Below are 26,852 nucleotides of genomic sequence, written 5' to 3'. Positions count from 1 at the left end.
CTTTGCCATGGCCGATCTCCGCTTCTCCTGCCGCTGCGGGACGCTGAACGGCCATGTGACACATGCGAGCCCGCGCGGCGGCAATCATATCGTTTGCCATTGCGCCGATTGCGTGCGGACGCTGGTCCATTTCGGTATCGAGGCCAATCAGCAAGACGGGGTTGATCTGTTTCAGACCACCCCGGACCATATCAAAATCGACAGTGGTAAGGAGCATCTGGCGCTCCTAACGCTCTCGCCCAAGGGCGCCTATCGCTGGTATGCGAAATGCTGCGACACGCCGTTTTTCAACTCGCCCAATACGCCCCGGTTCGCCTTTGCCACGGTGCTGACCCGCAATATCGACAGGCCCGAGGCTCTGGGCCGCGTGATCGGCCATACCTTCTTGCCCACCGCAGACGGGAAAACCCGGCATAAGAACATCACCCGACCCGTGATCAGCCTGATGATCAAAGCCGGGGCGGCGCTGATCTCTGGTCGCTGGCGCGACACGCCGTTCTTCGACCCAGAGACGCGGGAACCGGTCGCGGCCCCAACCTTGGCCCCCAAAAACGCTGGCCGCGCGGGCTAAGCCTCAAGCCAAGTGCGCAAGGCGCGCGTGGTGGCGATTGGCTGTTCCAGGGTCGGCAAATGCCCGGCCCCTTCGATGATCTGGAGCGTCGCGCGCGGGATCAGATCGGCCATGAACTCGTGCCGCCGAACCGGGCAAAGCGCGTCATATTCACCACAGAGCACAAGCGCCGGCACGGAAATGCGGCGCAGCACCGCCTGCTGATCCTGCCGCCGCTGCAACGCGCGCGACTGCGCCACAAACACATCCGGGCCCAGGCCTTCTGCCATCTCCAGGACCAGGCCCAAAATCTCGTCTTGCCCAGGGCCTGGCGCCAGATAATTCGGTTTCATCTCATCGCGCATGACCTCGACCAATCGCCCGGCCTTGGCCGCCACGATCTGCGGCTCCGCGCGGCGGCCACGGTTGGCGTCTCGGCCAACGGGTTGGTGTCGAGAAGCGCGATCCGGCTGACCCTGTCCGGTGCGCGGCGATAAATCTCCATCGCGACGATTCCGCCCATGCTCAGCCCCGCCAGCGCAAACCGCTCCGGCGCGCCCGCCAAAACCTGGGCGGCAATCTCTTCGATGTAATCTCCGCCGCTGATTGGGGCCATATGCAGCGCATGCGTGCCCGACAGCGCGGCCATCTGCGGCCACCATAGCCGCGCGTCGCACATCATTCCCGGCAACAAGACCAACGGCTCGGTCACGGGCGATCCCCTTCTTCTGGCCTAATTTTTCTCGCCTGCGGCATTAGATGGCGACGCAGCATCCTTACCCGGCGGCGCCAATTTGGCATAGACAGTCTCGACGTCAACCGCCGCCAGTCGGCACCTGTTCGGCTTCGGTCGAGAAAAGCCGCCCGACAACCCGCAATTCGACCACCGTCCCCGGTGTCACAAAGCCCTGAACCTCAATCGCGGTCCAGGCCGGATAGGGCTCCGTGACATATCTTCCGCGGATTTCCCGAAAGACGTCGAGATGATCCTGCAACCCCACATGATAGGAGGTCAGGTCGATCATGCGCGCGCCTGCGGCGTTCAGCACGGTCTGAACCCGCTCGAAAGCAAGCTCGATCTGCCGCTTCGGGTCCGGATCAACAGTGCCGCCGGGTCCCGCCCCGGTCATGCCGGTCAGGAACACCAAATCGCCGACAACCAGGCCCGGCGACATCTTCCAGTCCCGCAGATAGCTCTGAAACCCGTCCGGCGTGATCGCGTGAATGGTCTCTTTCGCTGCCATATCTTTGATCTCCTTCTTGCGCGCCTCCCAATCGCCCCGCGACAAACTCTGCGCCCGCTGACGATAGCCGAGACATCGGAGACGATGAACACAACCGCGCCCATGATAGGTTGAGTTTGTTCTGGGTCCAGGCACGTCTTTGGCTGTCGTTGCGCATGTGACCGCAAGCCCCACCAACCAAGGCCCTGCATGTTCGAAACCTCGCAGGCCTTCCGCACCGGACCAGCCCCAAAACGGGGCCCGTGATGCCTAGCGCAGCGCGATCCCGTCGGCGGTGAAGAAATGCAGTTTGCGATCTTCGAAGGCCAGGCCCACGACATTGCCGGGTTTCAAGCTGGTCTCTCCATCCGAGCGCACAGTCAGTTTGCCCGAGGCCCCGCAATCGATGATCAGATAGGCGTCAGCGCCGAGATATTCGACCACATCGACCGTCCCATCCACATGGCCAGACCCCGCCGCGCCAATGGAAATCGCCTCAGGCCGGATGCCCAGTTGCGTGCCGCCCTCGGCACCGGTGGCCACACCACCGCCGCCGCCCGGCAGGGAAAACGCGCCGTCTTTCACCTCGCAGGGCAGGATGTTCATTTTCGGTGAGCCAATGAACTGCGCCACAAACAGGTTCGCGGGGTGGTCGTAGAGCTCTTTCGGGCTGCCCACCTGCTCGATCTGCCCCGCGCTCAGCACCACGATCCGGTCGGCCAGGGTCATCGCCTCAACCTGATCATGGGTCACATAGATCATCGTGGCATCCAAAGACTGGTGCAGTTTGGCGATCTCATAGCGCATCTCCACGCGCAGCGAGGCGTCGAGATTGGAGAGCGGTTCATCAAACAAAAACGCCGTCGGGTCGCGAACGATGGAACGGCCAATGGCCACCCGCTGCCGCTGCCCACCCGACAAATCCTTGGGCCGCCGCTCCAAATACTCCTCCAACCGCAGCGCCCGCGCGGCCTCAGCGACTTTCTCGTCCTGCTCGGCCTTGGACGCCCCTGCCGTTTTCAACGAGAAGCCCATATTGTCCTTCACCGACATATGCGGATAGAGCGCGTAAGACTGGAACACCATGGCGAGGCCGCGTTTCGAGGGCGGCTCCGCCGTCGCATCGCGCCCATCGATGATCACCTGCCCGCGCGACGTCTCCTCCAGTCCGGCAATCATCCGAAGCAGTGTGGATTTTCCGCAACCGGACGGGCCGACGAAGATGACAAACTCGCCGTCATGAATGTCGAGGTCGACGCCTTTGATGACTTGCGCCTCGCCATACCATTTCTCGACCGCTTTTAGTTCGATCTGTCCCATATCTTACCCCTCCGCTGCCGATGGCGAGGCCCAAGCCAGCCAGATCGCCGCCGTCCAAGTGAATGTCGCGCCCCCGGCGGGTGTGCCGTCCTCGGGGCTGAAATACTCCGCAAATCCGTTTTCCGAGATCAGCCGGGCCGTATCGGCACGCACGCGCGCGGCCTGCTCGGCCAGCCCTTGTTCGGCCATGCCCAGACCCGCGATCATGTTCATCACGCCCCAAACCGGCCCGCGCCAATAGCGCAACGGGTCGAATTTCGGATGGGCCGGGTCAAAACTGGGCAGGCTATAGGGTGCCGCGTCCAGAATGCGGGCCAGCGTGGCGACAGATCGACGGTCATCAAGCCCGCCCCACCAACACAGGAACGACGCGTTGCTGACCACGCCGGAGAGCGCCCCGCTGCGCAGATCGCGGCTATCATAAGCGCCGATCTCCGCATTCCAGAGCGTCTCGGCCCCGGCTTCCAGATGAGCAATCCACGCCTCTATCTCGCCAGTGTCTTCGCCCAAGACCTCGGCTGCGTCCCGCAGATCGCGACAGGCCCGCATCAACGTGAAGGTCAGCGTCGGGTCCGCCACACGAAACGGGCTCTCCGCCGCAATCGCCGCATCGTCCCAGCCCCGCTCACGACCGAATTGCACCAGCCAGATATAGCGATCGTAATCCTCTTTGGTCGGGCGCATACGCGGGTTCACATGGCCGGTGTCACGCCGCGTGTAGGGCGCCACCCCTTGCGGATCGATCCGCGCCATCGCGTCGTCCCAATCCGGCGCATTGTCTCGACCTGCTTCCCAAGGATGGGTGATTGCGACTGCGCCGCTTTCGGCGCGTGCCGCGATGAACCACCGATGAAACGCCATCAATTTCGGGAACATCGCCCGAAGCCGCGCTTCTCCAAGCACCGGATCTCGCTGATAGATCCGCCAGGCAAAACTGGCCGCCACCGGCGGCTGGCTGATCCCCGACGAGGCGACCCGGCCCGGCCCTTTGCCCGGCGCGCCCTCCGCGCCCCAAACATCGGCGCCCGGAAAATATCCCGGGTCGGGCCGGTGAAACAGGATATGCGGCACCATGCCGTTTTGCCATTGCCCCGACATCAGCGTTTCCAGCTCTTCCCAGGCGCGCGGCACGTCGAATCGCGAAAAGCCAAGCCCGGCAAAGGCGCTGTCCCAGTTCCACTGATATGGGTACAGCCCGGCGGTTGGCACCGTATAGCCGCCTTTGTCATTCAGCCTTAAAATGCGCCGGGCCTCGTCGTCCAAGGGGGCGGTGGGCGCGGCAGTTTGCTCTGCAATCATCGTGGGTTATCCTTTGACTGAGCCTGCGGTCAGGCCGCGTGTCATGAATTTCTCCAACCCCAGGAACAGCGCCATCACCGGCACCGTGGCAATCACGGCACCAGCCATCAGATGCTGGCGGGGGATTTCGGAGGAGTTGAGCGAGGCAATGCCCCGTGTGAGCGTGAATTTCGACGGATCGTCCAAAAGCATGAAGGCGAGCAGGAACTCGTTCCACGCAATCATGAAGACATAAAGCGAGACCGAGGCCAGCGCGGGCAGCGAGAGCGGTAGTGTGATCTTCCAAATCACCTGCAACCGGCTTAGGCCGTCCATCAGACCTGCCTCTTCGATCTCCGCCGGCAAGCCCCGGAAATAGCCCTGCAACATGTAGAGCGCGACCGGGATCGTCGTCACCGGATAGATCATCACGATGCCAGTGATGGAGTTGCGCAAGCCGGTCATCGAAAACGCGATATAGATCGGCAGCGCCAAAACGATCATCGGCACCATGTAGATCAAGAGGATCGAGCGAGAGAGCGATTTCTGCCCCTTAAACCGCAGCCGTGCCACAGCATAGGCCCCGGGAATCGAGAAGAGCAGCGTGATCAGAACCGTCAGGATCGAGATATAAAAGCTGGTCAAAGATAGCTGCCGAAATTGAAGTCGCGGAACAGCTCTTCATAGCTTCTGAGCAACGCCCAACCCCGGCTCAGATCAATCGTGAAATCCAGCGGGTTCGCGATCAACTCGCCTTGCGTCTTCAGGCTGGTCATCACCATCACATAAAACGGGATCGCGACGGCGGCGGTGAAGAAGATATAGCCGAACCCGGTCAAAAACCGGATCACCGCCTCTTCCCATTCATGCCGGTTCAAAGCACCCTTGGGGCATCCGTCGAACATCACCAATATCGGCCAGGCCAGACCAATGCCGAACCCGACCGCCACCGCCAGATGGCCACCCAGACCGACGGTCTCGGCCACATGGATCGGACCAAACGGGGTATAGGTCAGCGCAAGCGTCAAGAGCACTACACCCGCAGCCAGAAGCCGCCGATCAAACGGCTCGACCGAAACGACCCCGATAAGCGCACCCAAAAGCAGGCAGCCGATCAGACCTGGCCGAAACGCCTCGCCCGTCATGAAAGAGAGCAGGACCGAGACAGTTGTCGCAATCACGAAGGCCCACAAGACGCCCAGGATCGGCCCGGTGATATAGCTGTTCCAGAAGATCCGCATCAGAGCCCCTCCTCTTTCGACATGAATTTGAAGAAGAACCACGAGAAGCAAAGCAAGCAGAGCAGGATGACCACCGCCACGGCCGCCCCCGCCCCGATATTCGACAGCGCGAAGGCCTGCTCATAGACATTCACCGTCAGCGTCCGTGTGCCCGCATTGCCCCCCGTCAAAAGGAAGATGTCGTCGAATTTGTTGAAGGTCCAAATGAACCGCAGCAGGAACAGAACCGAGAGGATGCCCATCAACATCGGTAGGCTCAGATAGCGGAACTTCTGGAACGGCGAGGCGCCATCCACATCCGCCGCCTCATACATATCCGTGTCGATCGACTGCATCCGCGCGAGGATGAAAAGGAAGGAGAGCGGGAAGTAGCGCCAGATCTCGAACACCGTCACCATGATCAGCGCCAGGGGCCGCTCGCCGAAGAAATTGATCGCTTGCGAGGTCACGCCCATCTGAATCAGCAGCGCATTGACCGAGCCCGAGAAGGGGTCGAACAAGATCACCCAGGAAAACGCCACCGCAATCACCGGGGCGACATAGGGGAAGAGGTAAAGCCCGCGGAGAACCCCCTGCCCCCGGAAACTCTTATTGAGCAAAAGCGCCGCGAAAAGCCCGACGATCAGTGCCCCAAACGTCCCAAACACGGTGTAAAACAGCGTCGCCCCGATGACGGTCCAAAACTCGCGCGCATCAAAGATTTCGGCAAAATTCTCCAAGGTGAATTCCATGTTGGTCAGCACATTGTCGGCTGACCCCGTGATGCTCGGCTCGCCATCCTCAATCGCCGCTTCCGCCGCCTCGATATCTGCGGGTAGCCCGACGGGAATTTCCAGTGTGAGACGCTCTCCCGGCTCCAACAGGTCGATCCGGCAGGTCAGCGCCTGCCCATCCAGTTCGCACCCCTCTGGCAGCTCCAGAATCTCGACTTGATCCGGGATGAGGTCGGTCAGAACCACGGCCTCAATCGGGTCGCTTTGGCTGGAGTTGCGAATGCGATAGCGGATGTAAGGCTCTGCATCGTCCGCATCGCGCAAATCCTCGCGCGCCACCGGCGCTGCGGCCCGCAAATCGGCCAAGCCAACCGGTTTGAAACTGATCCAAAAGATCGCCAAGAGCGGCAGCAGAACCACCAGCGCCACACTGGCAAGTGTCGGGAACAACAGACCCCAGGCCAGGCGCGCTTCGCGGCGCGCAAGGGGGCCGGTGCCCTTAGGAGGGACAGCGGTCGTCATCAGCTTGGTCTCCGATTGAGCGGGAGGGCTGGCCCCGGGCGACGGCCAATGCGCCGCCCGAAAGCTTGATCAGATCAACGAAGCCCGGATCATTCGATCCGCGCCAGCTCCTCATTCATCAGCGCGACCGTGGCCGAGGCATCCCGCACCCCATCCATGTATTCACGCACCAACCGGTTGATGATCTGGCTGTTGACGATCCGGCTGGCCAGACCGAGTTGGCCATCGGCCACGCCCCAGCGCTGCGCCACATCCAGACCGCCGACAATCTCGTCAATCATCGCTTGGTCATAGAGGTCGCCCAAAGGCGCGCGGCGGTCGACACCGACGTCAAGCATCGCCCAGGCTTCGGTAAACGCAGTCGGATCCTCCGCCGTGCCGCGCCGGATCGGGAATTTACCCTCCGGTGCGATGGCCAGCGTCGCGGTATAGCCCTGATCCATCGAGAATTGGACAAATTCCATCGCCGCATCGGTATCGGCATCCGCCGTGATCCCGAAATAGCGGATATCGGCCCAGGCCGCGCCATCGGGGTTCGATGGGCCGGCAAAGTTGGTCACGATACCCGTGCGCGAGGCCAACTCGCCGCTGGTCGGGTCGTCAGTGATGGTCGGCGGCGCGCTGTCGCGAAGACCGGCCAACTCGTCGAGGATGAAGGGCGACCAGAGATCATTGCCGCACGACCCGCGAAGTAAAGCTCGCGAGATTGCTGCCAGAACAACTCCCCATCGGGGCTGGCCTCAACAATCGCGGCATAGAACTCCAACACCTCGGTGGTCGCCGCCTCGTCCAACTCCTGGAACCCGTCCGCGCCGACCGGGCTCACGCCATTGGCGAGGAACACATGCTCCAGAACCTGGCTCATGAAATTCTCGTCGATCTTGGTCGCCGCGACGAAACCGAACATCTCCGGCGGATTGTGCAATGCCTCAACGGCGGCCAGCACATTGGCGTAAGTATTTGGCGGCTCCAGCCCGTTTTCTTCAAACAAATCGGCGCGATAGACGATCATCTGCGTCCAGCCATCCACCGGCACCGAGGCGAACCCGTCTTCGGTCGCCGCCATGCTCAAAGCGCCCGGCGCAAAGGTATCTTCGCCCAACTCTTCAATCACATCGCTGGCCGCGTCGGGGTCCAAGATGCCGGCTTCGGTCCAGGGCAGCGCATATTGCAGCGGGTGATAGATCACGTCCGGCAAATCGCCCGCGGCAAAGGCCGCCGTGGCCCGGGTGCCCAGATCGCTTTCCGTGACCGGGATCACCTCGACCGATATGCCGCTCTCCGCAGTAAACTCGGCGGCCATCGCCTCTTGCCGGGCCAGCCGCTCGGGCTGTTCCTCGGTCGTCCAGAACCGGATCGTGTCTTGGGCCGCAGCAACAGAGCCAAGCGCCAGGCTTGAGACCGCCGCCATCAGGGCCAAACGGGTCCCCTTCATCATCAGTGTCATTTCAATCCTCCCAATGGTTGTTTTCGTTACGGATCGGCCCCAGCGCTGCCGCCGGGTCCGGATAAAAATCTGCGACATCCGACGCCCGCGCGATCAACCGCGCAGGCGCGAGTTCGCGCAGACGTTCTGGATCGGTCCCGCGAATGCGGGCGAAGAGAAGCTTGGCCAGCCGCGCGCCCGCGGCCCGGCTATCCACCGCATAGGTGGTCAAAGGCGGCGTCGCCGTCGCGCCTTCGGGAATGCCGTCATAGCTGATCACTGCCAGGTCGGGGCCAATGCGCAGCCCGCGTCGCGCGGCAGCGCGGTAAACCCCAAGAGCGGCCAAATCCAACGCACAGACAATCGCCGTCGGCGGTTCGGCCAGATCCAGCAGGCACTCACCCTGAACCTCACCCTCGGCCATTGTGGTCGCGCCGTCGACCATAAGCGCCGGATCAAATGGCAAGCGCGCGTCAGCTAGACCCGCCCGATAGCCACCTTCGCGCAGCCCGGCATAGGTGTACTCCAACGCGCCATTAATGAAGCCGATCCGCCGATGCCCGCGATGGGCCAAACGCTGCACGGCGGCGGTCATCGCATCTTCACCGCTGATGTCATACCAGGCGCAACCCGTGGGGTCGGCCGTGCGCCCAAAAAGGACAAACGGCACATCCAGATCGCGCAACAAATCAATCCGCGCATCGTGCAACCGGGTTCGCGGCAGGATGAACCCATCCACCTTCCGCTCATCGATCAGCCGCGCCATCGTGGCCACTTCGTCCTCGACGTCATGGGCGGTGGCAACACTCAGCGTCCAACTCTCTTCCGAGGCCGCGCGCGAAATGCCATCGAGGAAATCGGTCAGAAACGGCCGGTGCTCGGCATCTCCGCCCGCGTTCAAGACCAGCCCCAAGGACCGCGCCCGCCCGGTGCGGATCGCCTGCGCCTGCGCCAGGGGCCGATAACCCATACGCTCCGCCGCGCGGGTCACGCGAACCCGGGTGGTTTCCGAGATATCAGGATAGCCATTGAGCGCCCGGCTAACCGTGCCCTTGGCGATGCCCAAGGACCGGGCCAGATCATTGATCGTCACCCGTTTGGCGGCCCGCTCTCGTGGCTTTGCGATTGACATTTGATCTCACTCCCCGACTCAGAACCTTCGCTCCGAAACCGGTTTCGGCAAGGGAAAAGACAGAAAATCGTCGCTGCAGCGCGGAAAACGCCCTTGCTCTAGAAGCCCCTGCGCGGCGGCCCAATCGAGGATGATTTGGGTTACATCTGCGGTCATGGCCGGGCTCAAAACATCGCCAGCAATCACATGATTATAGGGGTCTGCGCCCTCCGCCGGCAGGTCCTGCGGCGCAAGCTGCACCGGTCCGCCCCACCCCTCCGCAAAGGCCCGCGACGCGGCGGCGGAGACCACCTGATCCTGATCGGAGAAAATCGACAAAAGCGGGGCCTCCACGGTCGAATAATCGCGTTCTCGGGCCTCCCGCATCACCGCCGCCAGCGGCAAGGTTGCAACCGTTGGGTAGGACCAGGTCCAATAGGTGGCATGCATCTCATTCAGGGTCTCGAAACTGCGCTCGGCGCCCACGAGCCAAGGCACCCAAACCCGTGCCGCGGGCCATTCCAAGAGCACACCCGCCGGATTGGCCAGCTCGAAGTTGGCCGAGATCATCACCACCCCCGCGACATCGACCGCCATATCCGGCTCGGTCATCGCAATCGCCGCCAAGGTCGCGCCGGTGGAGGTGCCGATGATCAGAACCTCCTCGCCCACCGCGCGCGCGACGGCCAAAGCCTCGGCCGTGTCGTCGATCCAGGCCCCCGCTGTCGCCTCGGCCAGCGCCGCCCCGCCGCGCCCATGGCCCCGCAACCGGGCATAGACCAGGTTCGCACCCAATGCATCGGCGACATTGTCGGGCACTGGGCGGATCTCTTCCGATGTCGCGGAAAATCCATGCAGATACAGCACCGTCAGCGGCGTCTCCGCGCCCGGCGCGCCTGCCCAGATGATCCTTGCCTCGGCCCCCGGGGTGATATCGTCAAACACCGCCTCCCGCGCCGCTAAGTGCGCCGCCGGGTCGCTCAAATCACCCGCGAAGGGCGCGCCGCGCTCCACCGGTTCGGTCGGACCAAAGAGCCAGACAGCCCCCACCAACACGACAAGCGCCAACAGCAATCGGCCCAGCCATTTGCCAACCCTACGCACGCGCCAGAACCTCTTCGACCTTCTCCGTGATCAGCGCCAGACAGGTCTCATCCGAGAACCGATGATCAGCACCTTTGACCAACTCCAGCCGAATATCCGGCCCCTCCAGATGCGCCAGCAGCCGCAGCGCCACCGACATTTCCACATCCGCGTCTGCCGTGCCTTGCAGCATCCGCACCGGCACGTCGATCGCCAACGGCTCCCGCAGAACCAACTGGCTCCGCCCCTCCTCAATCAGCCGTTTGGTGATGATATAGGGTTCGCCATATTCCGAGGGCAGCGCGACTTGGCCCGTCTCAGCCAATTCGGCCTTCTGCGCATCGGAAAACCCAGCCCACATGCTGTCTTCGGTGAAATCCGGGGCCGCGGCGATGGTCACCAACCCGGCCAGCTTCTCGGGGTGCCGTTTCGCCATCAAGAGCGAGATCCATCCGCCCATCGAGGATCCCACCAGCACTTGCGGCCCCTCCGTCAGGCCCAAAATCGCAGCAGACGCATCCTCGGCCCAATCGCCAATCGCCCCCTCAGTGAACTCCCCGACGACGTTCCATGGCCCGAATAGTCGAACCGCAAAAACGCTCGGCCCGCCGCCTTGGCCCAGGCCTCCAGATGCAGGGCTTTGGTGCCCTCTTTGTCAGATTTGAACCCGCCCAAAAACACCACGCCCGGCCCGTCTCCCGCGATTCGATTATAGGCCAACCACCGCCTCTGAACCGTCTCAAACACACCATCTGTCATCGCAAAACGCCCTTCTCATTCGGGCGTCATTACTGCACCCCACGATAAAAACAGGCAAGAAAAACCCTGTTTTTCAACGCAAAACGCCGTCACGTCACACAGCCCCATAGGTGACTATCTTGTCACGTGACTATTTCATCACCTATAAAGACCTCATGGATACGATCTTCAAAGCCCTGAACGACCCGACCCGGCGCGCGCTGTTGGACAGTCTACGCCGCAAAGACGGGCAATCCTTGAGTGATCTGGAGGAGCAGCTGGACATGACCCGGTTTGGCGTCATGAGACATCTCAAAGTGCTTGAAGACGCGCATCTTGTCATCACGCGCCGCCATGGGCGGTTCAAACATCACTATCTCAACGCCCTACCCTTGCAAGAGATGCTCGACCGTTGGGTCGCGCCCTTTCTCCAGCCACAGGCCAGCGCGTTGAGCGACCTGAAAGCCAAACTGGAAAGAGAGAGTGTAATGGGTAAACCCGATTTCATGATGCAGACTTTCATCCGCTGCACGCAAGATGCGCTTTGGGATGCGCTGACCAAGGCCGATCAAATGGCGATGTATCACTTCATGTGCAACGACGTGCGCGGCGATGCGAAGCCGGACAATGTGACCGAGTTTATCCTGCCCGATGGCAACCCGATGCTGCGCCAGGTCACCACCGAGATGGACCCCAAAACCCGTATCGCGATGACTTTCGAGCCGAAGTTCATGGGGCCGGACGCGCCCGCGAGCCATATGGTCTATGTGATCGAAGCCCAAGGCGACACCTGCAAACTGACCATCGAGCATTACGATATGGCCCCCGGCCAAGAAGGCTTCGCCGAAGGTTGGGCCCGTTTGGCGGCCTCACTCAAATCCTACCTCGAAACCGGCAGCGCCCTCAAAATGGCGATGTGAAGGAGGCGACAGATGACCGACAAACCCGATTTCATGATGCAGACCTATATCCGCTGCACCCGCGCCGCGCTCTGGCACGCGCTGAATGATGCAGACAGCTACACGCATTGGGATTTCCTCGGCCAGACGGCCACGCGGGAGGGCGACCTGGTGCGTTACGGCCTGCCCGATGGCCCCGAGATGCTGCATGCCCGCGATCTTGAGGTCACGCCGATGTCGCGCCTGGAAACCACGTTCGAGCCGAAATGGGATGATGTGACCACACCCTCGCGCGTTGTCTACCGGATCGACGAAGAAGGTGATTTCTGCGTCCTCACGGTTGAACATTTTGGCCTGAACAACGATCCCGACGGCGGCACCGCCGATGGGTGGGCCCGCTCGCTCGCCGGGCTCAAAACCTATCTCGAAACCGGACAGCCGGCGAATTTCGGCGGCATGTATCTTTGGGAGGAGCACGACCAATGACCGATTTCCCCACAGAACTGGGCGTCTTGACCTGCCTGATGATCCTCGCGGCCTCGCTCTGGATCCCCTACATCATCGGCGTCAATACCGACCCCGCCGATCCGGACAACTTCACCCGCCCCGGTGACCTGACGGCGCTGCGCCCCTGGGTCCACCGCGCCTATCGCGCCCATCTGAACCTGTTGGAGCAAGGCATTCCCTTCGCGATCCTGGTCCTGCTCGTCGATCGGATGGACGGGTTCACCGCGCTGACCTACTGGACCGCAATTGCCTTCTTCTGGCTCCGCGTGGCCCATGCGGCGGGCATGATCACCGGCGTGGCGCGCATGCCGCTCCGGCCCATCGTCTTCACCGCCGGCTGGATCTGCGTGCTGATCATGGGCTACGCGGTCTTCGCCGCCGCCTGATCCCGACAGTTGACCACATGACGCCGCGCCCGAATTGACCTCGGGCGCGGCGTCTCTACTGTCGCGGGGATGAGCACCGCCTCCCGCACCGTCATCTGGTCCCTCTCCGCCGCGAATTTCGTTGTCGGCATGGGGGCCTTCCTCGTCATTGGGATTTTGGAACCCTTGGCCCAAGACCTCGGCGCCAGCCGGGCGGCGGCGGGCAATCTGATGACAACCTATGCGCTGACCTATGCCGTCCTCTCGCCGCTTCTGGTGGCGGCCACGGGGCGGATCGGGCGGCGCCGGGTGCTGGCCGCGGGGTTCAGCCTCTACGGGCTCGCCTCTTTGGCCTCCGCACTCGCGCCCGACATCACCACGCTGCATCTGGCCCGCGCCTTGGCCGCCGCCGGGGCGGGCGTCATCACCCCCGTCGCCGCCGCCGTCGCCGCAACCCTCGTCTCCGCTGATCAACGCGCCCGAACCCTCGCCCTGGTCTTTGCCGGGATCACCGTTGCGCAAGCCCTCGGCATCCCGGCGGGCAGTTGGCTGGCCTACACCATCGGCTGGCGATGGGCCTTTGGCGTTGTCGCCCTTTTGTCGCTTCCGGCGCTGATCCTGCTCTGGCGTATGATCCCGCCGGGCCTGCCCTTCCACGCGGTGGCGCTGCGCGATCTGCGGGCGAACCTGACCAGCCTGCCAATCATGGTCTCGGTCTTGTTCACCACGACATTTCTCGGCGCGATCTTTGTGCTCTACACCTATTTCACCCCGCTCCTTGCCCAAGTGCAGGGCCTGGGCCGCGACGGGATTTCCCTCATGCTGCTGCTCTTCGGGATCGGCGCGATCTTTGGCAATCTCATTGGCGGCATCCTGTCCGACCGGTTCGGCCCCTCCCGCACGCTGATCGGCCTCTGCCTGGCGCAACTTGCGGTGTTGCCGCTTTTCTCGATCCTGCCGCTTAACCCATGGGTCTTGGGGTTGATCGTACTCATCTGGTCGGTGATCGGTTGGTCCTTCGGGGCGGCACAACAAGTCCGGCTGATCATCCTCGACGCGACCCAGGCGCCGGTGCTCCTGTCGCTCAACGCCGCCGGGGTCTATATCGGCACCGCCCTTGGCGCCTTCATCGGCGGGCTGGTCCTGGCCGGGTTTGGTCCTGGTTTGCTGGGTCTTGCCGCCGCTGCCGGTGTCGCCCTCTCGCTTGCCCATCTTCTCTGGTCCGACAAATTGAACCGCCGCACCTTTCCGGCACCTTGACGCGCAGCCCAACAGAGGGCATTAACTCGGAATATACATATTGTCCCGCAACCGGGCGTTTCGTAGGCGCCAAACTGATGAGGAGACCGGCCAATGGCCCAGATTTCCCTGACTTTCCCTGATGGCAATTCCCGTAGCTACGCCGCTGGCGTGACTCCGGCGGAAGTGGCGGAAAGCATTGCGCCCTCGCTGGCCAAAAAAGCCATCTCGGCGCAAGTCAACGACACCCATTGGGATCTCGCCTGGCCGATTGAGGCCGATGCCGCGATCGCCATCAACACGATGAAGGATGAGGCCCCGGCGCTGGAGCTGATCCGCCATGACTGCGCCCATATCATGGCCCGCGCCGTGCAGGAGATCTGGCCCGATGTGAAAGTCACCATCGGCCCCGTCATCGATAACGGCTTCTACTACGATTTCGACCGGGAGGAGCCCTTTACGCCCGAAGACCTCGGCGTGATCGAGGCGAAGATGAAAGAGATCATCAACCGCCGCGACCCAGTGACCACCGAGATTTGGGAACGCGACCGCGCCGTCGCCTTCTACGAGGCCAATAACGAGCCTTATAAGGTCGAGCTGATCGAAAGCATCCCTGGCGACGAACCGCTCCGGATGTATTGGCATGGCCATTGGCAAGACCTCTGCCGCGGCCCGCATTTCCAACACACCGGCCAGGTGCCCGCCGACGCGTTCAAACTGATGAAAGTCGCCGGGGCCTATTGGCGCGGCGACAGCAATCGCCCGCAGCTTCAGCGGATTTATGGCGTCGCCTTCCAGAACCGGCAGCAGCTGAAAGATCATCTGACCTTCCTCGAAGAGGCCGAAAAACGCGACCACCGCCGCCTGGGCCGCGAGATGGAGCTGTTCCATTTCCAGGAGGAAGCGCCTGGCATGGTCTTCTGGCACCCCAATGGCTGGTCGATCTATCGCGAGCTTGAAGACTATATGCGCCGCCGCCTGACCAAAGCCGGTTATCAGGAGATCAAGACCCCGCAAGTGGTCGACCGCAAACTGTGGGAGGCCTCTGGCCACTGGGATAAATACCGTGAAAACATGTACATCACGGAGATCGACGAAGAGCACGCGAATGAAAAACGCACCAATGCTCTGGAAGCCGATGAACTGCCCCTGCCATGTGCAGATTTTCAACCAGGGCATCAAATCCTACCGCGATCTGCCGCTGCGCCTGGCCGAATTCGGTTCCTGCCACCGTTACGAGGCGCATGGCGCGCTCCACGGGCTGATGCGGGTGCGCGGCTTTACCCAGGATGACGCGCATATCTTCTGCACCGAAGATCAGATCGAGGCGGAATGCGCGGCCTTTATCGAGCTTCTGTCCGGCATCTACCGCGATGCGGGCTTTGCCAGTTTCGACATCAAACTCTCGACCCGCCCCGAGGTCCGCGTCGGCTCTGACGAGGTTTGGGACAAGGCCGAAACCGCGCTGGAGAAGGCAATCCTCAGCGTCCGCAATGATTATGAGATCGACCCGGGCGAAGGCGCATTCTACGGCCCCAAACTCGACTTCAAACTGACAGATGCGATTGGCCGCGAATGGCAATGCGGCACGTTCCAGGCGGATTTCAACCTGCCCGAGCGGCTCGATGCCAACTACATCGGCGAAGACGGCGCAAAACATCGCCCCGTCATGCTGCACCGCGCAATCCTGGGCTCCTTCGAGCGCTTCATCGGCATCATGATCGAGAACTATGCTGGCAAACTGCCGTTCTGGCTCGCCCCGCGTCAGGTCGTGGTGGCCGCGATCGTGTCGGAGGCCGACGAGTATGTGCTGGAAGTCACCCAGATGCTGAAAGACGCCGGCATCCGCGCCGAACCCGATATCCGGAACGAGAAGATCAACTACAAGGTCCGCGAGCATTCCGTTGGCAAGGTCCCCGTCATCCTCGCCATCGGCCGCAAAGAGGTGGAGGACCGCACCGTCACTCTCCGCCGTTTGGGGGAGAAACAGACCAGCGTCTTGCCGGTCGATCAGATTCTCGCCGATTTGACCAACGAGGCGATCCCGCCGGACCTGAAGTGACCTAAGGGGCAATGGCCGCTTAGGCCAGAGAAAGCTGTTGTCAGGCGTTCAAGGAGCAACGCCTGCTTTCGGGCGCTGAGATGAGATAGAACGTGTTGATCGTGGAGAATGATCAAGTCTCGGCGCCGTTTCTTGAGTGAGATACCGACAGGCCAGATCATTTGGATTTCAAGCCAGAACAACCAAAAACTGAACTTCGGACGATCCGTGACTTGAGGTTATGGATGGAAGAAAACGGCTGCAACTTTCTGTCTTATCAGATTGATAGGGCGCCTATCTCCGAGGGGTTCATACTCGCAAAGGTCGGGACATCTTTTCAGTGGGTTTTCATCGAACGCGGCGTGAAGAGGGTGGAGAAGGTCTTCGACTGCGAAAGCGACGCGGTTTTCCACGCATATACGCAGATCAAAGATGACAGTTGGGCGTGGAGCCATTTAGTTGGTTTCATCAAGGACCAGGTCAAGCTCACCGCGTTGAAGAAATCTCTGCAGAGGAGGGGCATTCATTTCTATGACGACATGATCCCCTATGGCGGCAAAGACGATGTGCGATACCGGGTTTATGTTCACGGCTGTAAGGCAGAGGCGGTCGCTGATCTTCAAAGAGTTTACGGTCGTTAGAGACTGGAGGGGCTTGCGTGCAAGTGCCTTGCATCCAGTTTTCGAAAGGCGGCAATTCCTTATCCGTCCAGCCTAGTTCTGCCACCGCGCGCGTCCGGCTGTCTGTGTGGCTGTCGCGGTCATCAACCGCCCTCGCAAGGCTTCAATTTGCGTGCGCACGGCGGACACGACGCCAAACCGCGCGAAGGCCAAGCCAGAGGCCGAACAGCACCGCAAGGGCCAGCGCGCCGGCATAGGCCATAAGCGCCGGCGGGGTCAGCAGGGCTGGCAGGCGCTCGGCCCGCACGAGGCCGACCTGCAGCAGATCCCCCGTCGCGAGGGCTGTGGCCCCATCGAGAATGCCGCCGTTGACGCGAAACCGCTGCGGTGCGGTGGGGATCAGCGTTAACGGATCGGTAAGCCCGGACGTAAGACGAACCGACCTTGCGTCGGACTGCACTCTCAACGGCATTGCATAGGCGAAGAACCATAGATCGGGATCCACCAGATCGATCGCGAGATAATACCCGTCGATCCCCTCATCTATCGGAATGTCAGGCGGCGGTCCGGCTGCAAGGTCGGGCACAGCAAACTCAAGTAACCTGCGCCCAGACACCGATGTCGGATGATTGTCGGCCACATTCGTCATTGCGATGACGGCGGTGCCGGAGTCCGGGTGCAACGCGAAATGGGCGGCCCCCCAGGTCGTTGTGCCATCCCACCAGACCTTGCGACCGGCCTCCCCCATCCGGACACCGAAGCCAAGCCCGAACCCTTCATCGAGATCGGGATGGGCACGCGCCTGCATGGTCATCATCTCATCAACCGCTGCCGCGCTCAGAATTCTGCGGCCTTCGAAGACGCCATCGTTGAGGAACATGGTTGCCAGACGCGCCAGATCCCCCGGAGTCGTCAGCAGGCTGCCAGCGGCGGCAAGGGCCGTCAGGTCAAGATGCGGTTCCGGTTCCAGCATGTCGCCAGTACGTGCATGACCGGCGGCAAGCGGGCCGTCATAGTCCTCCGCTCGGCCAAGAGAGGACTGTGTCATGCCGAGCGGCGTAAGCAGCCGATCTTGCGCCAAGTCCTCAAAGGTCATCCCGGCGGAGGCTGCCGCAACCTCTCCGGCGAGAACGAACCCGACATTGGAATAAACCAGCCGGTCGCCCGGCGGATGCACAATGGTCCGTGATGCGGCGATATAGGCCTCCCGGCTCTCGACCGGCGGATAGGGTGGAAAGCCGTCCCAAGTCACCGGCAGGCCGGAACTGTGCGACAGAAGCTGGCGCAGTGTCACCTCGACCTCGGCCCCATCCGCATCCATGGGGCGCAAATCAGCCGGGATATGCTCAGCAATGGGTGCGTCGAGATCCAGTCGACCGGCATCGACTTCCGTCATCACAAGTGCGGCGGTGAGGATCTTAGTTACCGACCCCGCCGGGAAACCCGTATCAAGGCCCGCGTCGACGCCCATCGCCGGGTCCGCACGCCCGTCAACGACATGCGCCAATATCTGCCCATCGCGCAGAAGGATCGCGGAGAGGGCCGGCGCATCGGCGGCACGGCGCTCCTCGCCAACGATGTCAGCCGCAATGTCCTGCAAGGGTTGCGCATTTGTGGAGAAAGAGGTGACGCAGATCACATCACGCTCGCCAAGATTTGCCTCGCATGAATACAGCAAGCATCATCTCTTGTTCTGATGAGACCCAATAAGCGCGATGTCGGCAGTCCTGTGCGACGCAGGCCGCGTCTGATCACCTGTGGCATCTGTCCCATCTTGATCATACTCACGCTCTATTGACGGTACACTTACGATGCGCGGACAGAACCGATACACGCGCACGGATCAAAAAACAGCATACCTCAGTGTGAAGCGAAATCCGACTAGCATTGGTAATTGCAATCACTCAGATAACGAAAGCCCCTCTGGAGATCGCGGCAACCCGCCCTGCGGGGCAGAGAACGCAATCCCGGCAACTACCGAAACGATGAAACCGGTGCCATCAAAGCGCAAGCCCGCCGGAGCCGTCAAATGCTCGCCCGGTGCCTTCGGTTTGATGCCTGCCTTTCGACGATTGAGCGACGCGCGCTTGGGACGCAAAGACCGCCATCCCTCAAAAATGCGCTTTCTCCTCATCGGGCCGCCCGGCGGCCAGCGCTAAGAGCCCACCCAAACCACAAAAGGCAATCGGGAACATGGTGGCGACATTGAAGCCGAAGGCGTGATACATCCCCGTGGCTGAGATCAACAGCAAGATACCGCCCCAAAGCGCCCGCGCCCGGGCCATCGCGCCGCCCGCAATCGCCAAAAGCGGCGACAGAATCGCAACTGTTTTGAAAAGCTGTGGGTTGTCGACCTGCCGCGCCACATTATCGATCTCACCAAATGAATCGATAAACGCCACATAGCCATAAACGAAAAAACCGACGATCATACCGGTGACACCGCCGATAATGCCCAAAACCAATGCCGCATTGCGCATGTGAGAGTCCTTCTGCCTGCCTGTCTCATCTCGATATGGCACCCACGCCCGTCCAATCCAAGATCGAGCCGCCACCGGACTAGGGTGAAACATTTGCCGTTCTTCCCCCGGGTTTCCCTTGTAACATGAGCGGAAATCCCCGGTTGGCCGCATACTGTCGCAACCCTTGTTTTCTTGAATATTCCCCGCATTTTAGCACCGCCCGCCCTGCTCACAAACCTCTCGCGCGCGCTCACGGACCCGTGCGGCACGGCTCTGTGATTGGCCAGTGATCGACCCCAGCCGCTACCAATTTCCCTGTCGCTGCTACTTGCGATCTGTCATCTAACCAACTCGGAGATACTCCAAAATGTCGACCCACGTGAAATCCCTGGCGCTGCTCGGCGCCGCCGCTGCTGTTCTGACCGCTCACGGCACCGCACCGGCCCAAGCACAGGCCCAGGAAAAATGCTTCGGCATCAGCCTTGCTGGCGAAAACGACTGCGCCGCAGGCCCCGGCACCACCTGCGCCGGCACCTCGACCGTTGACTATCAGGGCAACGCCTGGACCTTCGTGCCCGCCGGCACCTGCGCCGACGTTGAGCTGCCAGATGGCCGCATGGGTGAGACCCTCGCCTCGCTCGAAGCCGATGGCTACGAAGGCCTGGCGCGCGACCTGCCCGAAGGCACCGACACCTCGGTTCTGCGCTCGCTCGACATGTAATTTGGCTTTTGCCAAACCCGCCCCTGGCGTTCGCGCCAGGGGTCCTTTTTAAGACGATCCGGTGGTAGTATGCTCGATATGGCTCAAAACACGCGCCTCCCTCTGACCGCCGGTATCGGCTACAAAGCCCAGCACTACGCCGATCTGATCGCAGATCCCGGCCCGGTGACCTGGCTCGAAATTCACGCCGAAAACTATATGGGAGATGGCGGCCGCCCGCTGGCGCAACTGCGCGCCTTGGCCGAACGTTTCCCGATCTCGGTTCATGGCGTTGGCCTGTCGATTGGCGGCGAAGCCCCGCTCGATACGGATCACCTTGCGCGGCTGAAACATCTCTGCACCTGGCTCAACCCCGCGTCTTTCTCGGAACATCTGGCCTGGTCGACCCACGATATGGGCTTCCTGAACGACCTGCTGCCCCTGCCCTACACGCAGGCCACGCTCGCCCGCGTCGCCGCTCATATCAACCAGGTGCAAGACACGATCGGTCGGCAGATGCTGCTCGAAAACCCCTCCACCTATCTGGATTTTGACGAAACCGAGATGGAAGAGGTCGAGTTCCTGTCCGAGATCGCCAAACGCACCGGCTGCGGCCTGCTGCTTGATGTGAACAACGTCTTTGTCTCCGCCAATAACCAGGGCTGGGACGCGCATAGCTATATCGACGCCTTCCCGCTCAACCATGTGGGCGAAATCCATCTCGGCGGTCATGACGAAGATGAAGACGATCAAGGCCGCCCGCTCTTGATCGACAGCCATGGCCGCGAGGTGGTCGACCCGGTCTGGGCGCTCTATCGCTACACCATCGCCCGGGGCGGCCCCCGCCCGACGCTGATCGAATGGGATACCGACGTGCCGCCCTTTGCCGAACTGCGCGCCGAAGCGGCCCGGGCGGAGACCATTCTCACGCCAGTTGAGGCTTGAGAGCGATGGCTGGCCAAACCCAATTCGCCGAAGCCATCATGGATGCAGGCCGGCCAGCCCCGGAGGGGCTCGGCGATGCCCATGGCGGCCCCGCAGGCAAACGTTTTGACGTTTATCGCAACAATGTCGCTGTCTCACTGACCCAGGCGCTGGAAACCGGCTTCCCCGTTCTCCGGAAACTCGTGGGCGACGACTTCTTCAAAGCCATGGCGGGCGTCTTCCTGCGCGCACACCCGCCCGAACACCCGCGCCTGCAACTCTATGGCCAACGGCTCCCGGGCTTTCTGGCCAGCTTTGAGCCGGTCGCGCATCTGCCCTATCTGCCGGATATCGCCAAGCTGGAACTGGGCCTCCGGCAATCCTATCACGCCGCCGATGTGACCCCACTCTCGATGGAAGGCCTCGATCCGAATGAGGTTCTGGCGCTGAAACCCCGCGTCGCGCCTGCGACACTGGTCGTCCAATCCCGCTATCCGATCTACGCAATCTGGCGCGCCAATAGCGACCCGGACGCTCCCAAACCCACCGGCGGTGGCCAAGACGTGATCATCACCCGGCCCGGGTTTGACCCGGTGCCGCATCTTTTGCCCATCGGCGGTGTTGCTTTCGCCCGGCTTCTAAAAGGCCGGATGAGCGTTGCCGAGGCCATGGCCGCGACCCAGGCCGCCGAACCCAAAGCCAATATCTCCGCGCTTCTGTCGCTCTTTGTCAGCACCGGCGCCCTGACCCTTGATCGGAAAGACCCATGACTGCCTTGATTTCCCTGCACAATCGCATCTTCGACGCCCTTGAGGGCCTGGCGCCGTTTCTCATCCCCACCCTGGCGCGGCTGGTCTTCGCGGGCACGCTGCTGATCTATTACTGGAATTCCGGCCTGACCAAGTTGGGCGACGGGTTTTTCGGCTTTCTCAATGTCGGTTTCGGCGCCTATGGCCAAATCCTGCCGCGCATGTTCGAGGCCGCGGGCTATGACGCGAGCCAATTGGGGCTTTTCGCCAAATTGCTGGTCTTGGGTGCGACTTGGGGCGAGTTCATCCTCCCGCTTCTGCTACTGATTGGCCTGGCTACACGGCTCGCCGCCCTCGGCATGATCGGGTTTGTCTTCGCACAAAGCTGGGTCGACATTTTCGGCCATAGCATCTCCGCCGCCGACCGGGGCAGCTGGTTCGACGCCGCCTCCGGCAGCCTGATTATGGATCAACGCGCGTTCTGGGTGTTTCTCTTGATCGTTATCGTCCTGCGCGGCGCAGGGCCGCTCTCACTCGATGCGATCCTGCGCGGCCGCGCTAAAGGAGCGCCTGTTTAACCTCGGCGCCCCAGCCGAGATAAAGCCCCCCGCCGCCTCGATCACCGGGCGCTTCATCAGCGCCGCATGGGCCGTCAGCAACGCTTCTGGCGTTGCGGCCCGCTCCTCTTCCGACAACCCACGCCACGTGGTCGAGCGGCGATTCACCAAATCATCGCCAAAAGCGTCTAGAAACCGGGCCAACTCCGCTGCATCCAATGGCGCGGCCCGTACATCACGCAAAACCGCATCATGCCCGGCAGCCTTCAATTCCTTCACCGCCTTTCGGCATGTGTCGCAGTTTTTTAGCCCGAAAACGATCATCTCTTATGCACCTTTGCCGCAATTGCTCCGCGAATTGATGCCAGAGAGAGCCCATAATCAACCCAACACTTGCCTTTTTTCAATTTCGCTCCAAACTTTTCTCTGTGACAACAGGTTTATGCTGAACCGCCCTCTCAAGAAGGCATTCCAATAGGACGGCCCTGACGACACCGCACCGCCGCACTACTGCGGGCGGAAAACCTTGAGAAGGAAAGACAACGACGATGCCCACTGGCACTGTAAAATGGTTCAACACCACCAAAGGTTATGGTTTCATTGCCCCCGATGATGGCGGCAATGATGTGTTTGTACATATCTCAGCGGTCGAACGCGCCGGTCTTACCGGCTTGGCCGACAACGAAAAAATTGGCTACGAACTCCGCGAAGGCCGTGATGGCCGCGCCTCGGCGGTGGAGTTGCAGAAGCTCTGACTCCCTCTAGGGATCGGGCCACAAGACAGACGTCGCGCGGGGGGAGATTCGGGCGGCGTATTGATGTTTTTCCCCACAATTGAGCCGTCGCCGCGGCCCCGCAGATCACCTCTGACAGAGCGGCAATCCGCAAGAATTTCTTGCGCTACCCCCATTTTGCGGGCTTTCCTAAGACCTTCAGCCGCGCCTGTATTCTCGGGCGCGCCTCTGGAAAGGACCACAAATGCTCTTTGACGAAGTGATTACCAACGACCCGCGCTACACCTATAAATTCATCCTCACGCAACCGATCCGCCTCACCAACGGCGCCGTGCGCAGTGCAACCGTGCGCGGCTCTGTGCGCGAGAAAGGCGATGATTTCATTAAGCTCCGCATCCGGAACGGACGGGATCACCAGACTGACCTGATCATCCCCAAGGCCAGCATCCTGTACATCGAACAAACCTGGCTGCGCGAATAACGCCTCAGGTGAGCGCCCGGGTGATCATCACCCCGCCCCAGGCCGCGCCTGCGGTCAAGACCGTGCCCCAGGCCATGTCGAGCACGACCATCTGCGGATGCCAGTCCCGCATGACGGCCCAAGAGGTCAATTCATAGGTGCCATAGGCCACCAACCCCAAGATCGCACCATTGATCAGCGCCATATGCGGGGTGCCGTCCCGCAAAGCCGGCCAGCCCGCGAACCATAGAATACCAAACATGAAAATCAGGTAAAACAGGATCGCCGGCAGCCACCGGATCCCCTCGGCCAGCCCATCGCCCAGATGCCGCGCAAAGATCGGCTGGATCACCGTCGGCAGCATGATCGCATCGGCGACGAGGAAGATGACCGAGGTGGCGAGAAACAGGATCAGAAGGGACATGTGGTGCGGCTCCGGTTGCGTTTCCGAGAGGTAGCACGGATCGCGCATAGGTCTATGCCAGAGGGCAGCGCCCGAACCTGGGAGGGCGCATCACAACGGATGAGCTGCACGCGCGCGCACCAAAACAGCTAAGGTCGGATCTTTCCCGAACGTCGCAAAAGCGCCCTCCCGGGGGAGGGTCGGGCGCTGCCCGGCGGTGCCGGGCCGAGTGCCTGGTTAGCATCGCGCAGTTCAATTGAAACCAGATAGAAATTGCCAAAGGAATCCGGATTTGAGGATGTAACAATTATCTTTGCCGGCCCTAGTCAATATGCCACCCAAGAAAACCCTTGGCTCGCCATCTACATATTGTACCACATATGCAGGGCCACCACTCAATCCGTCAGGGTCGAACTCTAGTGGTGTAATGAATTTCAGCCCTAAAAGCGCCTCGTCTCTGGGTTGGCCATCTACTTCTGCAACCAGGATTCGTTTGGTTATCCCAAGATGATTCTTGTCCTCCAGTTCATATTTTTGATCCGCGGAAGGAAATCCCACTACTATGAAGGCCAGCAGGTTCACATTATTGGTATTCGGAGGAATCGCTGAAAACTCGAAAAACTGATTGGAGAGTTGTGGGTGTTCTCTTACCGGGTCAGTAAATTCAAAAGCAGCAACATCATATGCGTCAGACTGCAATAGATGCTCTCCCTCGTTAAATGTCCTTGAACCGGAAGACGTCACGAAACTACTTCCATCTGGGAGCATCAACCCGACGTCTTCCAACCTCTGGTTTCGTAGCTGATGTCTGCTGCAGATGAGGAGTTGTCTTCCTTGATGTAGCACGCCAACGGCGGAACCAATAATGGAGATCTTGTGGACGTCATCGTGGGTCCAGACCATCAGTTGAGAAGCAAACCGGCCGAGGTGTGCCTCCAAAGAGCCAGCCGGGACATATAGATCGCCGACTTTTGCACTCGTTTTGAGGATAGTGTCTAAAAGAGGCTCTCCAGGCATCAGCGCTCACCGCGAATAGAGTTGAATCTTGGGCGAGTCCAAAATCCGCCCGTTTTCGCCTCAAATCGCTCCACTGGACCGATTCTTCCCCACTCAAGCGGGACCGGCAAAAACCCCTTCAAACTCCCGCCACTCGCCTTTGCTCATCCCCGAGTTCTCCTGCGTGACCTTTTCACCTGAAAGCATCCGCCGAAGACAATCAACCCCCTTGCCACTCAACTGCACCCCGCCCATGCGGTAATCCTCAAAGGCGCCATAGGCCGCTGGGACCCAATTCTTGACCATCTCACAAATCGCATCCGCATAGACCCGGATTTCATATTGCGCATGGGCATCCGCGCGCAGCCGCAGGAAATGGAACAGGTTGTGCAAATCCACCTTCCAATACCATTGCGTATAGACATTCGCAGGCAAGTTCATCCGCGCCAATTCGCGGGCCAACCCCGCCTGCCCCTCTTGGCTCAGCATCTCTTCGTAATGGTCATAGGCCCGCGCGCTGTCGGCCTTCAGCACCTCCAAAACCCGCGCCGCCTCTTCGCCTTGCAAGACCTCGCCGCGCCCCTGGTTGTTCACCACCGATTGCGCCGCCAGATGTTCCGGCGCGGGGATATAGAACTCCCGGTCGAGGATCGAATAGCGCGCCGAGTATTCATTCACATTCGCCGTCCGGTGCCTAATCCATTGCCGCGCCACGAAAACCGGCAGTTTCACATGCAGTTTGATCTCGCACATCTCAAACGGGGTCGAGTGCCAGTGTCGCATCAGATAGCGGATCAAGCCACTGTCATCGCGGGCTTTTTTGGTCCCCGCGCCATAGCTCACCCGGGCCGCCTGCACGATCGCCGCGTCGTCGCCCATATAGTCGATGACCCGCACAAAGCCGTGGTCCAAAACCGGCTGCGCTTTATAGAGATGCTGCTCCATCCCCGGCGCGACAGCGCGCAAGGTGGGTTGCGGATTCTGACGGCTCTCTTCAATCTCGGCCAGTTGCTCAGGGCTCAGCGGCATGTCTCTGCTCTTTCCTTCTAGGGATTCGGGGTCTACAACATCTTGCATCAGCGCGAGGCAGGCACGCAAGATAAAGGGGCAGGATGACGGATCGGGGCGTCGTTTTTCTGGAACGCCGCATGGGCGATTGGGCCCGCGCGCGGCTCAACCCGCATCTCGCCGAGTTCATCATGTTCGTGCTGAAACAGGGCTGGGCGGCGCTTTTCGGCATCCTGTTTCTGATCGCAATCATCGCCACGCGCTTCCTCTGGTCGCCCGATTGGGCGCTCAGCCGCTATGACGCGCTATTCCTGTTCGCGCTTTCCACCCAGATCCTGTTCCTTTGGCTCCGGCTCGAAAGCATCGCCGAGGCCAAGGTCATCGCGCTCTTCCACCTGACCGGCACTGTGATGGAAGTATTCAAGCTGCATATGGGGTCTTGGGATTACCCCGATACCGGGGTTATGGAGATCGGCGGCGTGCCGCTTTTCTCGGGCTTCATGTATGCCTGCGTCGGCAGCTACATGGCCCGCGTCATCCGCATCTTTCATATGCAGTTCGCGCCTTACCCGCCCTTTGCGCTGACCCTCCTGCTGGCCGCCGCGATCTATGGCAATTTCTTCACGCATCATTTCCTGCCCGATATCCGCGCCGGGCTGTTCCTGGCCACGGTGCTGCTCTTCTGGCGGACGCGGGTCTGGTTCTATGCGGGCAGCGCACCCCGCTGGATGCCGCTGCCGCTGGCGGCGTTCCTGTCGGCCATCTTCATCTGGATCGCCGAGAATGTCGGCACCTTCACGCAAACCTGGTCTTACGCGGGCCAAGGCGCGCTGGATCTGGTCTCGCTCGGCAAGCTCGGCTCCTGGTATCTGCTGCTCTATGTGAGCTTCGTGACGGTCACGCTGATCTTGCGCGACGCGCTGCACATCCGCCCCGTCGCGCCCACCCCACGGGAAATTTACTGAAGACAGAGGATGCGCGCG

25 protein-coding genes and 5 pseudogenes are annotated in these 26,852 nt (G+C 61.2%); 14 read left to right on the top strand and 16 right to left on the bottom strand.

Features of this window, described 5'->3' with window-relative positions; genetic code table 11:
- Nucleotides 1–7: 7 nt before the first annotated feature.
- Nucleotides 8–571: a DUF6151 family protein gene (locus QTA57_RS09590; protein ID WP_290151232.1), complete on the top strand. Its 564-nt coding sequence runs from the start codon at nt 8–10 to the stop codon at nt 569–571.
- Here the strand turns inward: QTA57_RS09590 and QTA57_RS09585 are convergent.
- The 10 genes and pseudogenes from QTA57_RS09585 to QTA57_RS09540 form a co-directional block, all read right to left on the bottom strand.
- A pseudogene (locus tag QTA57_RS09585) lies at nt 568–1,232 on the bottom strand (alpha/beta fold hydrolase). The gene QTA57_RS09590 and the pseudogene QTA57_RS09585 overlap by 4 nt on opposite strands.
- A 133-nt stretch (nt 1,233–1,365) precedes the next feature.
- Nucleotides 1,366–1,794 carry a RidA family protein gene (locus tag QTA57_RS09580; protein WP_290151231.1) on the bottom strand — a complete coding sequence of 143 codons (429 nt, stop codon included), beginning with the start codon at nt 1,792–1,794 and terminating at the stop codon, nt 1,366–1,368.
- A gap of 249 nt (nt 1,795–2,043) precedes the next feature.
- Nucleotides 2,044–3,093: an ABC transporter ATP-binding protein gene (locus QTA57_RS09575; RefSeq protein ID WP_290151230.1), complete on the bottom strand. Its 1,050-nt coding sequence runs from the start codon at nt 3,091–3,093 to the stop codon at nt 2,044–2,046.
- A 3-nt stretch (nt 3,094–3,096) separates the two neighbouring features.
- On the bottom strand, nt 3,097–4,392 hold the full coding sequence (locus QTA57_RS09570) for an MGH1-like glycoside hydrolase domain-containing protein (protein WP_290151229.1): 1,296 nt from the start codon (nt 4,390–4,392) through the stop codon (nt 3,097–3,099).
- Nucleotides 4,393–4,398: 6 nt separating this feature from the next.
- Nucleotides 4,399–5,612, bottom strand: a pseudogene (locus tag QTA57_RS09565) (carbohydrate ABC transporter permease).
- Entirely contained in the window at nt 5,612–6,847 is a 1,236-nt protein-coding gene (locus QTA57_RS09560; RefSeq protein WP_171561742.1) for a carbohydrate ABC transporter permease, read from the bottom strand. The pseudogene QTA57_RS09565 and the gene QTA57_RS09560 overlap by 1 nt, the downstream one beginning before the upstream one ends.
- A gap of 89 nt (nt 6,848–6,936) precedes the next feature.
- Nucleotides 6,937–8,282, bottom strand: a pseudogene (locus QTA57_RS09555) (ABC transporter substrate-binding protein).
- Nucleotides 8,283–8,295: 13 nt separating this feature from the next.
- On the bottom strand, nt 8,296–9,405 hold the full coding sequence (locus QTA57_RS09550) for a LacI family DNA-binding transcriptional regulator (protein ID WP_290151228.1): 1,110 nt from the start codon (nt 9,403–9,405) through the stop codon (nt 8,296–8,298).
- Between the two features lie 18 nt (nt 9,406–9,423).
- The gene (locus QTA57_RS09545) at nt 9,424–10,488 is read right to left on the bottom strand and encodes an alpha/beta hydrolase (RefSeq protein WP_290151227.1); all 1,065 of its coding nucleotides are present in this window, start codon (nt 10,486–10,488) and stop codon (nt 9,424–9,426) included.
- A pseudogene (locus tag QTA57_RS09540) lies at nt 10,481–11,226 on the bottom strand (alpha/beta hydrolase). Before QTA57_RS09540 ends, QTA57_RS09545 begins: the two are co-directional and overlap by 8 nt.
- Before the next feature lie 119 nt (nt 11,227–11,345).
- On the opposite strand from QTA57_RS09540, the gene QTA57_RS09535 reads away from it, so the two are divergent.
- From QTA57_RS09535 to QTA57_RS09510, 6 genes and pseudogenes are all read left to right on the top strand, one after another.
- Nucleotides 11,346–12,125, top strand: coding sequence for an ArsR/SmtB family transcription factor (locus tag QTA57_RS09535; RefSeq protein WP_290151226.1), 780 nt, complete (start codon nt 11,346–11,348; stop codon nt 12,123–12,125).
- A gap of 12 nt (nt 12,126–12,137) precedes the next feature.
- Entirely contained in the window at nt 12,138–12,590 is a 453-nt protein-coding gene (locus QTA57_RS09530) for an SRPBCC domain-containing protein (protein WP_290151225.1), read from the top strand.
- Nucleotides 12,587–12,997 carry an MAPEG family protein gene (locus QTA57_RS09525; protein ID WP_290151224.1) on the top strand — a complete coding sequence of 137 codons (411 nt, stop codon included), beginning with the start codon at nt 12,587–12,589 and terminating at the stop codon, nt 12,995–12,997. Before QTA57_RS09530 ends, QTA57_RS09525 begins: the two co-directional genes overlap by 4 nt.
- Before the next feature lie 69 nt (nt 12,998–13,066).
- Nucleotides 13,067–14,236, top strand: coding sequence for an MFS transporter (locus QTA57_RS09520; protein WP_290151223.1), 1,170 nt, complete (start codon nt 13,067–13,069; stop codon nt 14,234–14,236).
- Nucleotides 14,237–14,329: 93 nt separating this feature from the next.
- Nucleotides 14,330–16,277: pseudogene (gene thrS / locus QTA57_RS09515) on the top strand (threonine--tRNA ligase).
- A gap of 161 nt (nt 16,278–16,438) precedes the next feature.
- Nucleotides 16,439–16,897 carry a hypothetical protein gene (locus QTA57_RS09510; protein WP_290151222.1) on the top strand — a complete coding sequence of 153 codons (459 nt, stop codon included), beginning with the start codon at nt 16,439–16,441 and terminating at the stop codon, nt 16,895–16,897.
- 142 nt (nt 16,898–17,039) lie between these two features.
- On the opposite strand, the gene QTA57_RS09505 is transcribed toward QTA57_RS09510, so the two are convergent.
- Both QTA57_RS09505 and QTA57_RS09500 read right to left on the bottom strand, forming a co-directional pair.
- A complete protein-coding gene (locus QTA57_RS09505) occupies nt 17,040–18,554 on the bottom strand; it encodes a serine hydrolase domain-containing protein (protein WP_290151221.1) in 1,515 nt (504 codons plus the stop codon).
- A 433-nt stretch (nt 18,555–18,987) separates the two neighbouring features.
- Nucleotides 18,988–19,356, bottom strand: coding sequence for a hypothetical protein (locus QTA57_RS09500; RefSeq protein WP_171561717.1), 369 nt, complete (start codon nt 19,354–19,356; stop codon nt 18,988–18,990).
- 349 nt (nt 19,357–19,705) lie between these two features.
- On the opposite strand from QTA57_RS09500, the gene QTA57_RS09495 reads away from it, so the two are divergent.
- From QTA57_RS09495 to QTA57_RS09480, 4 genes are all read left to right on the top strand, one after another.
- Nucleotides 19,706–20,059, top strand: coding sequence for a BufA1 family periplasmic bufferin-type metallophore (locus QTA57_RS09495; protein WP_145216232.1), 354 nt, complete (start codon nt 19,706–19,708; stop codon nt 20,057–20,059).
- 69 nt (nt 20,060–20,128) lie between these two features.
- Nucleotides 20,129–20,983, top strand: coding sequence for an MNIO family bufferin maturase (bufB, locus tag QTA57_RS09490; protein ID WP_290151220.1), 855 nt, complete (start codon nt 20,129–20,131; stop codon nt 20,981–20,983).
- Nucleotides 20,984–20,988: 5 nt separating this feature from the next.
- The gene (locus QTA57_RS09485) at nt 20,989–21,732 is read left to right on the top strand and encodes an HvfC/BufC N-terminal domain-containing protein (RefSeq protein ID WP_290151219.1); all 744 of its coding nucleotides are present in this window, start codon (nt 20,989–20,991) and stop codon (nt 21,730–21,732) included.
- Entirely contained in the window at nt 21,729–22,289 is a 561-nt protein-coding gene (locus tag QTA57_RS09480; protein WP_290151218.1) for a DoxX family membrane protein, read from the top strand. The genes QTA57_RS09485 and QTA57_RS09480 overlap by 4 nt, the downstream gene beginning before the upstream one ends.
- Here the strand turns inward: QTA57_RS09480 and QTA57_RS09475 are convergent.
- Nucleotides 22,242–22,592 carry an arsenate reductase family protein gene (locus QTA57_RS09475; protein ID WP_330696676.1) on the bottom strand — a complete coding sequence of 117 codons (351 nt, stop codon included), beginning with the start codon at nt 22,590–22,592 and terminating at the stop codon, nt 22,242–22,244. The genes QTA57_RS09480 and QTA57_RS09475 overlap by 48 nt on opposite strands.
- Nucleotides 22,593–22,816: 224 nt before the next feature.
- On the opposite strand from QTA57_RS09475, the gene QTA57_RS09470 reads away from it, so the two are divergent.
- Both QTA57_RS09470 and QTA57_RS09465 read left to right on the top strand, forming a co-directional pair.
- The gene (locus QTA57_RS09470) at nt 22,817–23,023 is read left to right on the top strand and encodes a cold-shock protein (RefSeq protein ID WP_145216217.1); all 207 of its coding nucleotides are present in this window, start codon (nt 22,817–22,819) and stop codon (nt 23,021–23,023) included.
- Between the two features lie 223 nt (nt 23,024–23,246).
- Nucleotides 23,247–23,483 carry a hypothetical protein gene (locus tag QTA57_RS09465; protein ID WP_171561702.1) on the top strand — a complete coding sequence of 79 codons (237 nt, stop codon included), beginning with the start codon at nt 23,247–23,249 and terminating at the stop codon, nt 23,481–23,483.
- Between the two features lie 4 nt (nt 23,484–23,487).
- Here QTA57_RS09465 and QTA57_RS09460 read toward each other — a convergent pair whose 3' ends face one another.
- The 3 genes from QTA57_RS09460 to thyX form a co-directional block, all read right to left on the bottom strand.
- Nucleotides 23,488–23,886, bottom strand: a complete 399-nt coding sequence (locus tag QTA57_RS09460; protein WP_290151217.1) for a DUF2177 family protein — start codon at nt 23,884–23,886, stop codon at nt 23,488–23,490.
- 231 nt (nt 23,887–24,117) lie between these two features.
- Nucleotides 24,118–24,882: a hypothetical protein gene (locus QTA57_RS09455; protein WP_290151216.1), complete on the bottom strand. Its 765-nt coding sequence runs from the start codon at nt 24,880–24,882 to the stop codon at nt 24,118–24,120.
- Nucleotides 24,883–24,975: 93 nt separating this feature from the next.
- Nucleotides 24,976–25,890 (bottom strand): FAD-dependent thymidylate synthase, encoded by a 915-nt coding sequence (gene thyX, locus QTA57_RS09450; protein WP_290151215.1) that lies wholly within the window; start codon nt 25,888–25,890, stop codon nt 24,976–24,978.
- An 83-nt stretch (nt 25,891–25,973) separates the two neighbouring features.
- On the opposite strand from thyX, the gene QTA57_RS09445 reads away from it, so the two are divergent.
- On the top strand, nt 25,974–26,834 hold the full coding sequence (locus QTA57_RS09445; protein WP_290151214.1) for a DUF817 domain-containing protein: 861 nt from the start codon (nt 25,974–25,976) through the stop codon (nt 26,832–26,834).
- Nucleotides 26,835–26,852: the final 18 nt, after the last annotated feature.

The sequence above is a fragment of the Fontisubflavum oceani genome, from assembly GCF_030407165.1.
Lineage (GTDB): Bacteria > Pseudomonadota > Alphaproteobacteria > Rhodobacterales > Rhodobacteraceae > Rhodophyticola > Rhodophyticola oceani.
Note: the sequence above shows the minus strand (reverse complement) of the source record. Positions and strands in the feature narration are given on the sequence as shown.